This is a genomic window from Gordonia westfalica (assembly GCF_900105725.1).
GTDB lineage: Bacteria > Actinomycetota > Actinomycetes > Mycobacteriales > Mycobacteriaceae > Gordonia > Gordonia westfalica.
On the sequence record NZ_FNLM01000034.1, the window covers coordinates 4,203,257 to 4,215,779 of the forward strand.

Below are 12,523 nucleotides of genomic sequence, written 5' to 3' on the forward strand. Positions count from 1 at the left end.
CATAGTCGGAGACATGAAGATCTCACGACTCCTCGCAACCCTCTCCCTCGGTGCGCTCGCGATCGCGGTGGTGGCCGCCAGTTTCCTGCTCACCCGATCGGCGGAGCCGAGCCTGGCCGGCGATCCGGTCTCGGTGAGTGTGGCCACCGAATCGGCTCCCCAGACGCAGGGCCCCGCACCGGCCCCACGCCCGAGCGGCGGCGATCTGCAGCCGCGCGCGGTGGCGCCCAACCTGGTCTCGGACGACGACTGGTGTGACGACCGATTCGACGACGACGCCGCCGAGGACGCCTGCGAGGACCGGTTCGACGATGACGACGACCGCTTCGACGACGATCACGACGATGACGATCACGACGACGATCACGACGACAACGATGATTGGGATGATGACGACCGTTTCGACGACTGACGATCGCAATTCCCGGGACCTCGGTCCCGGAGAAGGTCGAACCGCCGCCGGGAGCACGAGGGCGCGAAAGCGTCCGGCGCTCCCGGCGCGCTGGCGTATCACCGCGTGGATCATGCTCACCACCTTCGGGTTGCTCGTGGTGGTCTTCGTCATCACCCGCAACCTGCTCCTCCACGATGTCGACAGCCGCGCCAATCACGATGTCGCACAGGAAGCCAGCGAGTTCCGCACCTTCGCCGACGAGGGCGTCGATCCGACCACCTCCGAACCCTTCACGTCGGTGTCACGGCTTCTCGAGGTCTTCCTGTCGCGACAATCGGCCGGTCAGGGTGAGGTGATGGCCGGCGTGGTGGGGAACTCCGAGATCCTCGAGCTCCCCGGCAACGCCTGGCCCGCCGCGGGGGAAGGCCGTCGTGTGCTCGGCGAGCTGCGGAGCGCACCCGGCCCGGCGGGAGTCCTGGCGACCGATCACGGGGAGATCAGGTGGGGAAAGGTGGAGGTGTCCTCGGATGCTCCGCCCGGTGCCGCTGCTGGTGCCGCTTCCGATGCCTCAGGGCCGGGGACCTTCATCGTCGGCATCTACACCGATCCGGGGCGCGAACTGGTGGATCGCACGATGCGCGTGCTCGCGCTCGTCGGCCTCGCCGGGATGGCCGTGACCACCGGGGCCGCCTACCTCGTGGCCGGACGCATCCTGGCCCCCGTCCGCAGCGTGCGGATGGTCGCCGAGGAGATCGGGGAGAACGACCTCACCGGACGCGTGCCGGTCGACGGCCACGACGACATCGCCGCTCTCGCCGAGACATTCAACGCGATGCTCGACCGTCTGGAGAACGCCTACACCACCCAGCGGCAGTTCGTCGACGACGCGGGTCACGAACTGCGCACCCCGATCACCGTCGTCCGTGGACATCTCGAGCTGCTCCCCGACGACCCGACCGAGCGGCGGAAGACCCTCGACCTGGTCGACAGCGAGCTGGTCCGGATGAGTCGGATCGTGGCCGATCTGCTCATGCTGGCGAAATCCGAGCAGCCCGACTTCGTGGTGTCTCGCGAGGTCGACGCGGCCCAGCTGATGCTCGACATCGAGTCCAAGGTGCAGCCGCTCGGCGACCGCTTCTGGTTGCTGATGGAGGTCGCCGAAGGGCCGTGTCAGGTCGACCCCGAACGCATCACCCAGGCGATGCTGCAACTGGCGTCCAACGCCGTGCGCCACACCAAGGAGGGGACGGCGATCCGGCTCGGATCGAGGTTCGACGGTGCCGGACCGGGCCGTCGTCTGTCGATCTGGATCACCGACGAGGGTCCCGGGGTGTCACCCGAGGACGCGCCGCGCATCTTCGAACGCTTCCAGCGGGGTGCCGGGAGCAGGTCCGCCGAACACTCGTCCGGTGCCGGCCTCGGGCTGGCCATCGTCCGGGCGATCGCCGAGGCCCACGACGGCGTCGCGTGGGTTCGCAGCGTCCCGGGCCAGGGAGCGACCTTCGGGATCGAGGTCCCGGCACCAGAGCCGACCAGCGCACCACAGGCGTGGCCGCACGCGGAAGGAGAAACCCGATGAGCCGAATCCTCATCGCCGAGGACGATATTCGGATCGCCGCGTTCGTCGGCAAGGGCTTGCGCGCGGCCGGTTACAGCACCGAACACGTGGCGGACGGCCGATCCGCCCTCGAGGCGGCCCGCAGCGGGGACTTCGACATGGTGGTCCTCGACATCGGGCTGCCCGCGATGGACGGTTTCGACGTCCTGACGCACATGCGCGGCGAGGGGATCACGACACCGGTGATCGTGCTGACCGCGCGAGACAGCGTGACCGACACCGTGACCGGGCTCGAGGGCGGTGCCAACGACTACATGACCAAACCCTTCCAGTTCGCGGAGTTGCTCGCCCGGGTCCGCCTGCGTCTGGTCGACGACTCCGCCGTGGCGTCGGGTACCAACGAACAGGTCCTGTCGTTCGCGGATCTGCACCTGGATCTGAAGACACGGCGGGTCCACATCGGGGCCACGGTGGTCGACCTGACCGCGCGGGAGTTCGCCCTCCTCGAGGTCTTCCTCCGGCATCCCGGCCAGGTGTTGTCCCGGGAGCAGATCCTGGGACATGTCTGGGGGTATGACTTCGACCCGGCGTCGAACGTCGTCGACGTCTATGTGCGCTCGCTGCGGAACAAGATCGGCGCCGAGCGGCTGGAAACCGTGCGCGGCATGGGGTATCGACTCAGCGACGGTCGATAGGTCGGCGGGCGGCGGTGAAGTCGCGATCGGGCGTCGGTCAGGGGGCCACGTCGAGCCAGTCGGCGAAGCCGGACGGGTCGTGGCGGCCGAGCGCACCGTGCTCGAACAGACCCCACCCCGTGCGGGTCGTGCCGTCGCCTTCCCGGCAGACCGCCCGGCCCACGTGGTCGATGACGCCGAACGGGATTCGGCCGACGACCTCCGGGCTGGTCATGTCGTAGGTTAGTCGCTCGGTGAAATTCTCCCCGCGCCACACTCCGTGGGTCCAGTCGCGGTCGCCGCCGTAGCCGCCGCCGACGTGGATCGGGACGGGCAGCAGTGACTCCACCTCGAACGTCACTGCCGAGCCATCCGATCCGGTCGCGGAAATGGTTGCCCCGGTTGGTATCCGGGTTCCGGAGGCGTAGTGCACGGAGATCCGCGGCCATCCCAGTTGCTCGACGCGGCCGTCCTTCCACACGCGGGAGCAATCGTTGAGGGTACGGAATCCGCTGGGATCCTCCTGGACGATCAGGACGAGCTGGAAATCGTCGAAGGACATCGGCACGTACAGCCACCACATGCCCTCGAAGGGCGGATCGGACGGTCGCCCTGCGGGTTCCGGCTCGCCGACGGGCCGGATGCCCCAGGACCGGTCGCGGGTGCCGATCCACGTGGACGGGTCGACCTCGATGTGTTCGTCGTCGACGGTGATGGACCCGCGCCAGGTGCCCACCTGGGCGAAGCGCTGCGCGTCGAGCGTGACCTTCGCGCCCTGACGCATGATGTGGGGCTGCTCCAGAAGCGGGTCGAACAGGCCCTCCCAGTGCAGGTCGACGGCGATGCCCTCGGTCTCGGTGAGCGTGAGATGCAGTGTGCGCAGCGGCTCGTCGACGGCCAACCGGTACCCGCCGACATGCTGGTCGAGACGATCCCCGTCGATGGCGTCGGACAGGTGCACCGCGGTCTGGGTGTCCGGGCCGTCGGGCTGCCGGCGCCGGATGAGGACGAAGGCGTCCTTGACCCCGAGGTTGGGGTAATAGCCGATTCCGGTGATCAGGAAGATCTTGCCGCTGCGGTCGTGGGCGTTGAGGTACGCGCGATCATAGAAGTTGCGGTCGGAGTTCGCCGGCCAGGAGATCGGTTGTGGCAGTTGATGAATCGGGAACTCGTCGAGCGGTCCGAGACCGGACATGCGATCAGTCCTCCTCGAGGAGACGTTCGAGCAGCGGACGGTGGTAGAAGAGCGTGCCGTCGACGTCGTCGGGATGCTCGAGTTCGCCGAAGTGCACGCGTCGGGCACCGGTGCGCATGAACACGCAGCACCACTGCACCGCGGCGTAGACGTAGAACCAGCGCAGGTCACCGAGCCGGGCCCCAGTCCTCTCCAGATAGGTTGCGCGGACGTCCTCCTCGCGCAGGAGGTCAGGCAGGCCGGGGAGTCCGGCCATCGTGGCGAGCTCCTGGAAGACGCTGTGCGCGAACATCACCCACGCGGCGTCGAGTTCGCGTGGTCCGATTCGCGCCATCTCCCAGTCGAGTACGGCGGTCGGGGCGAAGTCGACGAACATCATGTTGCCCAGTCGGGAGTCGCCCCACGACAGCACGGGGTCGGCGGATGCGGCGTCGTCGGGGAAGTTCGCGCTGAGCCACGTCAACGCGCGTTCGACGAGGGGGGAGCGGCCGATTCCCTCGACCGAGAGGTCGTACCAGTCGTGCAGCCACGCGAGCAGTCGCGACAGGACTGAATCCCCCGCGGGTAGGTCGTCGAGGAGGAAACCGAAGTGGTCGGCCGCGTCGGGGATGGCGTGGAGGTCGGCGATGACGTGGATCGCGGAGTCCTGGGCACGACGCCGATCGGCGGGGGCGGCATCGGCGAACCAGTTGTCGCCGAAGGTGTACGGCATGACGTCGGGAGGAACGTCGCCTTCCATCCGGTCCATGAGGAAGAACGGCGCACCGAGCAACGACCCCGTCGGCTCGAGGTGGTGGACCCGCGGCACCGGCACGTCGGTCAGTTCGGCGACCTTGCGCATGACCTCGAACTGATGGTCCATCCGGTATGTGCGAAACACCGGGATGTCGCCGGCGGAGGGCGCCATCCGCATCACCCAGTGTCTGGTGTCGGAGCCCGGCCAGGTCGCCGAGACCGGGATCGTCTCCGACGACATGCCGTTGGCGTCGCCACCCGCGGCCACCGTCACCTCCGGAGTGGTGTCGGGTGTGTCGGGTTGCTCGGCGAGCCAGGCGGCGAGGACGTCCGGGACCGAGGCGTTGTCCCGGCTGGAGCGTTGTAGGTGGTCGATGTGTTCGACGGTGGGATCAGTGGCCACGGGCACCCCCAGAATTCGCTACGGTGAGTAGCGTAATGACAGCAGACCGGTCGCGGGGCTCGCAGGGACTTGGGGAAAGTCGCGACTGCTACGAGAGTTGGTCGCATGGGTGCCGGTGTTGACGGCGTCGGCGTCGATGGTGTCGGTGTCGAGCTCGCGGAGACCATCGCCGGGCGTCCCCGCGACGCGCGGATCGACTCCGCGGTGCTCGACGCCGCGGCCGAACTCGTCGTCGAAGTGGGGTATCGCCGACTGACGATGGTCGCCGTCGCCGAGCGGGCGGGCACCACCAAGACGGCCCTGTACCGGCGATGGTCGGGTAAGGCCGAACTCGTGCACGATGTGGTGTTCGCGCAGATGACGCGTCTGCCGCCGTCGAGCGGGGAGATGGAGACCGATCTGCGGACGATGGTGGACGCGGCTCGGGACCTGTTCGCCCGACCGGTGACCCGCGTCGCGCTGCCCGGCCTGATCGCCGACATGGCCGCCGATTCGGCCCTCGCCGGCCGCGTCCATGCCGGCTTCGCCGAGGTCTTCGGCGGATTGCGTGAGCGTCTGGTCGTCGCGGTGGAGCGGGGTGAGGTGCACCCCGACGTCGACCCGGACCGACTCATCGAGGTCGTCGGGGGAGCGGCGATGCTGCACGTATTGCTGCTCCGCGACCGGGAGTTCGACGACGCCTGGACCGAGCGGTTGGTGGCCATCGTGCTTCACGGCGTGATGCGCTGACGTCCCGGAACCCCTGACCTGCCGAATCGTCAACGACCACCACATACACTCGGTGAATGGCTACCCCTGACTCCGCCGGCCCCCGCACCACGGACGAGATCGTCGAGAAGATCCTGTCCACCTACGACACCATCACCGTCGTGGGTGCCAGCGCCAATACCGCCAAGCCCGCCAACGAGGTGCCTGCGCACATGAAGCACCTCGGGTGGCGGATCATCCCGGTGAACCCGACCGCCGACGAGATCGTCGGCGAGAAGGTGTACCGGTCCCTCGCGGACGTTCCCGAGCAGGTCGGCCTCGTCGACGTGTTCCGTCCGGGTCCGGAGTGCGCCGAGGTGGCGCGTGCCGCGGTCGAGGCCGGTGCGACGGCGCTGTGGCTGCAGCTCGGAATCCGTTCGGACGAGGCACGGAAGATCGCCGAGGACGCCGGACTGCTCTACGTCGAGGACCGCTGCCTGATCATCGAGCAGCGGCGCACGGGCATCGTGCCCGCATGACGAGGAGTGAGTGAACGGTGGAATTCCTCGATGATCTGACCCATCAACGACTTCCACTGTTCCTGCTGTTCGCCTCGTTCACGGTGACGTTTGTCGTGACGCGGGTGATCACGCGCCTGATCCGGGCCGGCAAGGGGCCGTTCAAGAACAACGTCTCCGGCGGTCTCCATGTCCACCACATGGTTCCGGGACTGGTCCTCCTGCTCGTCGGGGCGTTCGTCTCCGTCGGTGTGTACGGTGCCGAACCGGGTGCGTCGATCAGTGCTGTCCTGGTCGGTATCGGCGCCTCGCTGGTGCTCGACGAGTTCGCCCTGATCCTCCGCCTCCAGGACGTGTACTGGTCACGCGAGGGCCAACTCTCGGTTCAGGTCGTCGCGTTGACGGTGGCCGCGCTGGGAATGGTCCTCCTCGGCTTCAACCCCTTCAACGCCGAGACCGACGTCGAGTTCGGGCCGGTGGCCTTCGCCCTGACCGCGCCGATCAACATCGCGTGTGCGATCTTCTGCGTGGTGAAGGGCAAGTATTCGACGGCGATCGTGGGTGTGTTCATCCCGATCTTCGCCTGGGTCGGTGCCATTCGCCTGGCACGACCGAGGTCCACCTGGGCCCGGCGCCGCTACTCACCGAAGAAACTGGAGAAGGCGACCGCGCGGGCGCGGCACTTCGACAAGCGTTGGGGGCGCCGGGGATTGAGTATCGGCGACTGGATCGCCGGGAAGCCGACCGACGATTCGGTGGACCCCGCGGTACCGGAGAAGCCGGCGGACGAGACCGGGGACGCGCTGGCGAGCTGAGGTCGCGCGCTCACTCCGGGGCGGCGAAGGCCTCCCGGGTGAGTTCGACGAACCGTCGCGTCGCGGGGGACGGGTCGCCCCTCCACACGAACCCGAGCCGGGCGTCGACGTCGACGCCCTCGATGGGGAGTCCGGTCACCCGTTCGTCAGCGGCTGCGATGGAGGCGCTGAGGATGCCGATACCCATGCCGCTGCACACCAACTCGACGATGGCGTCCGGGGATGACGCCTCGATGGCCGGACGGATGGGGCCGCCCCGGGTCGCCGCCGCGTCGTCGAAGACGGATCGGATTCCGGCGCCGCGCGGCAGGCAGATGAGCGAGTGTTGCCGTAGGTCGTCGAGGTTCGCCTTCGCCCCGAACGACGCATTGGCCGGCATCACCGCGACGAGGGGTTCGGAGATGACGGTGAATGAGTCGACGCCGCGCGGCAATTCGTCGCCGTAGCCGGCGAGCGCAACGTCGATAGTGCCGTCGGCGACCGCTGCGATGAGCCGGTCCGACGGGGATTCACGCAGGCTGAGAGCGACTTTCGGGTGGGCGGAACCGAAGGTGCCCAGAGCGGTGAACAGTGGTGCCATGGTGCACCCCTCGACCATGCCCACCGACAGGCTCCCGCGAAGCAGGCCGCGCACCTCGGACACCGCGTGGGTCACGTCCCGGGCGACCGCCAGTGCCGCGCGTGCACTCGGGAGAGCTGCGCGTCCCGCATCGGTGAGACGGACCGACCGTCCCGACCGGTCGAAGAGCGCCGCGCCGAGTTCGCGTTCGAGGCCGCGGATCTGCGCGCTGATGTTGGGCTGGGTGGTGTGCACCCGGTGCGCCGCGGCGGTGAAACCCTCCTCATCGGCCACCGCCACGAAGTACTCGAGCTGCCGCATCTCCATAACTGTCGATGATAGTCACGATCATATCCATCAGTTGGACTTACTTCTCCTTGCGGTGGACGGTGGGAGGTACCAGCACATCCGGAGGAGAGGAACGGCCATGACCACTCACGAGACCGCCCAGACCCCCGAAGACCTCACCAGGCTCTTCGTCGAGTACTCGAACGCCGGCGACGCCGACGCGGTGGCCTCGCTCTATCACGAGGACGCTGTCATGGCGTTTCCTCCGGGGCAGGTGACCAGAGGTCGCGCGGCCATTCGCGACCTCTGGGCATCGGTACTCGAACACCGCCCGACCTTCGTCCCGGAGCCGCCGTTGCCGACGCTCGTCTTCGGGGACGACCTGGCCCTGACCTCCACCCCGCCGCGCGACGGCGCGGGTGCGCGAGCTCAGGTGGTGACCCGGCGCGCCGACGGATCGTGGGTGCGCATCATCGATCAGCCGGAGTTCCAGGCCCCGACGCGCTGACCCAGGCTGCTCCGGAGATTTCTGACAGCGGATTCAGCTTCCGTGCTAGCTTCGCTGTGTCGGGGACTACACCGGTGATGGCGTCGACCACCGGGCGGCGCGTGAAGGGATGGATCTGCGTGGGAGTGCATGAGGCCCGGGACCTGGCCGCACGAGTCGCCGAACGTCTCAGCACGACGCGAGGCACCAGGGTGTCGGTCGATTCCGCCCGGCAACTGCCCGCGGGGGCGAGCCGTGCGACCTACGCCGCGACCGTCGTCGATGATGCGGGCACGCCGGAACCGATCATCATCCGCGCCGTACCGGCCGCGGAGGACGACGGCGGATTGGGCGCCGAGGCCGAGGTCCTGAAGGCCGCCGCCGACGCCGGGGTCCCGGTGCCGAAGATCCTCGACGCCGGTCTCGATGACGACAGTGTTCTCGGGTTTCCCTATCTGGCAATGAATTTCATCGGCGGCGAGTCGATCCCGCGTCGGATTCTCCGGGACGACACCTACGCTTCCGCGCGCGAGCGGTTCGTCGGACAGTGCGGCGGGATCCTGGCGCGCGTCCACCGGATCGACGCCGCGCAGACGCCCGGCCTCGAAGAACTCGTCGACCCCATCGATGCGCTTCGCGAACTGTTCCCGCGTGAATTCGACGCGATGCCGGCGGGGCTGGTCCTCGCGACCCAGTGGCTCGTGGCCAATCCACCGCCGTCGTCACCCCGAACCTGCGTCGTCCACGGCGACTTCCGGCTCGGCAACCTCCTCGTCGACGCTGATGGTGTTGCGGCAGTGCTCGATTGGGAACTGGTCCACATCGGTGACCCGGTCGAGGACCTCGGCTGGTTGTGCGCCAAGGCCTGGCGATTCGGCGGTTCCACCCCGGTCGCCGGGATGGGTGAGCGCGCTGCGCTTCTCGACGCCTATGCGGAGGTGGCCGGGTGGCGACCCACCGAGGAGGCGCTGCGCTGGTGGGAGCTGTACGCGACCGTCCGGTGGGGTCTGATCTGCGCGCTGCAGGCGTCCCGCCACCTCGACGGCATCGAACGGTCCGTCGAACTCGCTGCAATCGGACGGCGAAGTGCCGAACAGGAATTCGACGCCCTGCTCGATCTGGGGATCGTGTCGCCGGAGGTGGTCACGGACCCGCTGACCGTCGAAACCCCTGGGCCCGACGAGGAGCCGCACGGGTCGCCGTCCTCGCTCGAGTTGCTCGAAGCGCTCGGCGAGTTCCTCCGCTCCGACTCCGTGACCGGCGAGATGTCACCGCAGGTCAAGTTCCACACCAGGGTTGCCGGCAACGTCGTGGACGTCGTTCGACGCCAGGTGCTGCTCGGCGCCACCCACGCGGCGGAGAGCGCACAACGGCTGGCCGCGCTGGGTGTCGCCGATCAGCGCGCACTGTGCGACGCCCTGCGATCCGGCGAACTCGACGGCGCCGACGAGAAGGTGCGCGCGGCGATCGCGGCCGACGTGCGGGCGCGGTTACTGGTCGCCAATCCGAAGTACTTTGCGGTCCCACATCCGTAACCGCACGCCCGGCCCCAGAAACCCCGATCACTAGCGAGAAGGATTCACCGTGGACTTCGCACTGCCCGAGTCGCTGAGCGACTACCTGGATGAGCTCGACGCCTTCATCGAGGCGGAGATCAAGCCCCTCGAGCAGGCCGACGACAACATCCGGTTCTTCGACCACCGGCGCGAGGACTCCCGCACGGACTGGGACCGGGGTGGTCTGCCCAACCACGAGTGGGAAGCGCTGCTGGGCGAGGCGCGTCGTCGTGCCGATGCCGCCGGACACTTCCGTTACCCGTTCCCCGCGGAGTTCGGCGGTCGCGACGGATCGAACCTCGCCATGGCGATCATCCGCGAGCACCTCGCGTCGAAAGGCCTGGGCCTGCACTGCGACCTGCAGAACGAGCACGCCATCGTCGGCAACAACATCGGGCTCCTCCTGATGCTGGAGTACGGCACTCCCGAGCAGCAGGAGGAGTGGGTCGAGGGTCTCGCCGCCGGCACCAGGTTCTTCGCGTTCGGGATCACCGAACCGGAGCACGGCTCCGATGCGACGTACATGGAGACGACCGCAGTCCGCGACGGCGACGACTGGATCATCAACGGCGAGAAGACCTGGAACACCGGCATCCACGCCGCCCACCGGGACATCGTCTTCGCCCGGACGAGCGGGGAACCCGGCGATGCGCGCGGCATCACGGCGTTCCTCGTCGACCCGCAGGCGCCCGGGTTCGCCGTCGAGGAGTACCTGTGGACGTTCAACATGCCCACCGATCACGCGCACATCAGCCTGCGCGACGTGCGGGTGCCGAATTCGGCGGTGTTCGGCGCGGAGGGCGCCGGCCTGCAGGTGGTTCAGCACTTCTTCAACGAGAACCGGATTCGGCAGGCCGCGTCGAGTCTCGGTGCCGCACAGTACTGCGTGGACCGCGCGGTCGAGTACGCCAACGAGCGGGCGCCGTTCGGTAAGAAGCTCTCGACCAACCAGGCCATCCAGTTCCCGCTCGTCGACCTGCACACGCGTTGCGCGATGATCCGCGCGCTCATCCGGGAGACGGCCTGGAAGATGGACACGTACGGCAACTTCGCCGCGTCGGCGGAGGTCTCGATGTGCAACTATCAGGCCAACCGGCTGTGCTGCGACGCCGCCGACCAGGCGATGCAGGTGTTCGGCGGACGCGGGTACTCGCGGCACGAACCGTTCGAACACATCTACCGTCACCACCGGCGATACCGGATCACCGAAGGTGCCGACGAGATCCAGATGCGACGCGTCGCCGGGTACCTGTTCGGTTTCATGTCGGGCAAGGCGCCCAAGGGAGTGCGTTCGTCCTGAGTAGGCTGGGCGGTATGCGAGATCGTGTGCGAAACGTGCCGGGCGAGGTCAGGTCATGATCGCGGTCATCATCATCGTCGCGACCGTGGTGGTCGCCCTGTTCGTCCTGGGCGGGGCGGCGTGGTTCGCCTGGGACTCGGACAAACGGGTGCGCAACTTCGCGCGGTCGACCGACCTCATCCCCGGCCGGCCCGGCCGCGCGCCGGAGAGCTGGACCACCGACAACACGCGAGAGGCGTTGCTGCACCGACGCATTCGGTATGCGATCGCTGATGTCCACGCCAACCCCGCCATTCCGCTCGACGAGGAACTCGTGGCGGCGCGCGACCGGCTGGACGACGCGGTCTTCGAACTCGACGATCGGCTCATCGCCGCATCCGAAGCGGGCCGCGACGAGGCCACCGAGGTGCTCGACGGCGCCGAGTCGGCGGTCAAGGTTCTCGAGGGGCTGCCCAAGAAGCTGTGGGAGGCGCCGAAGTCGGATCAGCTGGCCGAACTCGATCACGTCTCGCGGCTGCTGTCGCGGGGCTGACGCTCAGATCACGACCGGCCGCGGCGGCGGATCCGGATCGGGCGGTCCCGGTTGCGGATCGGGCGCCGGGGGCGGCGTGGGCACCGGGATCGGCGGTTCCGGCGGCGGTTCGGGGATCGGCTCCGGAGCGGGCATCGGGTCGGGTGGCGGAGGGGGCTGAGGTACCGGCTGGTTCACGAGGGACTCCTCTCGACGTGCGCGGTGTCCTCGTCCCGACGCTACGCTCGTGCCCGCGGTCCGGCCACCGGGCTCGGTCGTCAGCCCTCGGTGAGGTCCAGCAGCTTCCGCACCGTACGCAGGTTTCGTCCGGTGCCCTGCACGCCCAGGCCCCGGGCGATGGCAGGTGCGGTGAGCTTGGATCGGCCTGCGCCGTCGGCGTAGCGGATGTGGAGATCGGCGCCGATTACGCGCCGGACGTCATCGCCGAAGTCCTTCTCCTCGAACGCGGCAGCCTTGTCGGCGTCCGGTCGGGCGACGAGAAAGTAGACGTAGGAGTACTTGTCGTCGATGATCTCGAAGGGGTGGGCGTCGAGCGCGGTACGCACCTCGTCGGGAGTGCGACTGATGACCTCGCGGAAGAAACCGTAGCGTTCCTCTATCGCGCGCTCGAGCGCACGGTCGAATTCGGCGGGGTCACCCGGTGGCGAACAGATGAGATTGCCCGACGCGATGTACGTCGAGGGGTCGGTCGCCCCGAGTTCGGTTGCGATCTGGCGTAGTTCGGCCATCGGTAGTGTGGCGCCGCCGACGTTGACCGCGCGGATGAGGACGATGCGCGTCGTCGATGATTCGCTGCTCACCGCTCCATGATGGCAGGCGGAC

Annotated in this window: 15 protein-coding genes; 10 read left to right on the top strand and 5 right to left on the bottom strand. The window is 68.2% G+C overall.

The annotated features are described in order from the left end of the window. The first annotated feature begins 13 nt into the window (after positions 1 to 13). Genes BLU62_RS24730 through BLU62_RS24740 form a run of 3 tightly spaced genes read left to right on the top strand, consistent with a single transcriptional unit; the run spans position 14 to position 2,647 of the window. On the top strand, positions 14 to 412 hold the full coding sequence (locus BLU62_RS24730) for a hypothetical protein (RefSeq protein ID WP_074852489.1): 399 nt from the start codon (positions 14 to 16) through the stop codon (positions 410 to 412). Continuing rightward, entirely contained in the window at positions 390 to 1,973 is a 1,584-nt protein-coding gene (locus tag BLU62_RS24735; RefSeq protein WP_084811881.1) for a sensor histidine kinase, read from the top strand. Before BLU62_RS24730 ends, BLU62_RS24735 begins: the two co-directional genes overlap by 23 nt. Then, positions 1,970 to 2,647, top strand: coding sequence for a response regulator transcription factor (locus BLU62_RS24740; protein WP_074852490.1), 678 nt, complete (start codon positions 1,970 to 1,972; stop codon positions 2,645 to 2,647). The genes BLU62_RS24735 and BLU62_RS24740 overlap by 4 nt, the downstream gene beginning before the upstream one ends. 37 nt (positions 2,648 to 2,684) lie before the next feature. On the opposite strand, the gene BLU62_RS24745 is transcribed toward BLU62_RS24740, so the two are convergent. Together BLU62_RS24745 and BLU62_RS24750 are read right to left on the bottom strand one after the other, a co-directional pair. Then, positions 2,685 to 3,821 carry an Rv3169 family protein gene (locus BLU62_RS24745; RefSeq protein ID WP_074852491.1) on the bottom strand — a complete coding sequence of 379 codons (1,137 nt, stop codon included), beginning with the start codon at positions 3,819 to 3,821 and terminating at the stop codon, positions 2,685 to 2,687. Positions 3,822 to 3,825: 4 nt separating this feature from the next. Then, positions 3,826 to 4,959 (bottom strand): phosphotransferase family protein, encoded by a 1,134-nt coding sequence (locus BLU62_RS24750; protein ID WP_074852492.1) that lies wholly within the window; start codon positions 4,957 to 4,959, stop codon positions 3,826 to 3,828. 105 nt (positions 4,960 to 5,064) lie between these two features. On the opposite strand from BLU62_RS24750, the gene BLU62_RS24755 reads away from it, so the two are divergent. From BLU62_RS24755 to BLU62_RS24765, 3 genes are read left to right on the top strand one after another with little or no spacing between them, the layout of a single operon-like run. After that, positions 5,065 to 5,688 (top strand): TetR/AcrR family transcriptional regulator, encoded by a 624-nt coding sequence (locus BLU62_RS24755; RefSeq protein WP_074852493.1) that lies wholly within the window; start codon positions 5,065 to 5,067, stop codon positions 5,686 to 5,688. Positions 5,689 to 5,744: 56 nt separating this feature from the next. Further along, positions 5,745 to 6,185, top strand: a complete 441-nt coding sequence (locus BLU62_RS24760) for a CoA-binding protein (RefSeq protein WP_074852494.1) — start codon at positions 5,745 to 5,747, stop codon at positions 6,183 to 6,185. 17 nt (positions 6,186 to 6,202) lie between these two features. Then, positions 6,203 to 6,979: a hypothetical protein gene (locus BLU62_RS24765; RefSeq protein WP_074852495.1), complete on the top strand. Its 777-nt coding sequence runs from the start codon at positions 6,203 to 6,205 to the stop codon at positions 6,977 to 6,979. 10 nt (positions 6,980 to 6,989) lie between these two features. Here the strand turns inward: BLU62_RS24765 and BLU62_RS24770 are convergent, their stop codons facing one another. Beyond that, positions 6,990 to 7,865: a LysR family transcriptional regulator gene (locus BLU62_RS24770; protein WP_074852496.1), complete on the bottom strand. Its 876-nt coding sequence runs from the start codon at positions 7,863 to 7,865 to the stop codon at positions 6,990 to 6,992. A gap of 100 nt (positions 7,866 to 7,965) precedes the next feature. Here BLU62_RS24770 and BLU62_RS24775 point away from each other — a divergent pair, with 100 nt between their 5' ends. The 4 genes from BLU62_RS24775 (at position 7,966) to BLU62_RS24790 (ending at position 11,701) form a co-directional block, all read left to right on the top strand. After that, positions 7,966 to 8,334: a YybH family protein gene (locus BLU62_RS24775; RefSeq protein ID WP_074852497.1), complete on the top strand. Its 369-nt coding sequence runs from the start codon at positions 7,966 to 7,968 to the stop codon at positions 8,332 to 8,334. Between the two features lie 119 nt (positions 8,335 to 8,453). Next, positions 8,454 to 9,848 carry a phosphotransferase family protein gene (locus tag BLU62_RS24780; protein ID WP_074853263.1) on the top strand — a complete coding sequence of 465 codons (1,395 nt, stop codon included), beginning with the start codon at positions 8,454 to 8,456 and terminating at the stop codon, positions 9,846 to 9,848. A 49-nt stretch (positions 9,849 to 9,897) separates the two neighbouring features. Further along, positions 9,898 to 11,169, top strand: coding sequence for an acyl-CoA dehydrogenase family protein (locus BLU62_RS24785; RefSeq protein WP_074852498.1), 1,272 nt, complete (start codon positions 9,898 to 9,900; stop codon positions 11,167 to 11,169). 55 nt (positions 11,170 to 11,224) lie between these two features. Then, positions 11,225 to 11,701 (top strand): hypothetical protein, encoded by a 477-nt coding sequence (locus tag BLU62_RS24790; RefSeq protein WP_074852499.1) that lies wholly within the window; start codon positions 11,225 to 11,227, stop codon positions 11,699 to 11,701. A 3-nt stretch (positions 11,702 to 11,704) separates the two neighbouring features. Here the strand turns inward: BLU62_RS24790 and BLU62_RS32970 are convergent, their stop codons facing one another. Both BLU62_RS32970 and BLU62_RS24795 read right to left on the bottom strand, forming a co-directional pair. After that, a complete protein-coding gene (locus tag BLU62_RS32970) occupies positions 11,705 to 11,878 on the bottom strand; it encodes a hypothetical protein (protein ID WP_159441581.1) in 174 nt (57 codons plus the stop codon). 80 nt (positions 11,879 to 11,958) lie between these two features. After that, complete coding sequence (locus tag BLU62_RS24795; protein ID WP_074852500.1) at positions 11,959 to 12,501, bottom strand: DUF1697 domain-containing protein; 543 nt, start codon at positions 12,499 to 12,501, stop codon at positions 11,959 to 11,961. Between the last annotated feature and the right edge of the window lie 22 nt (positions 12,502 to 12,523).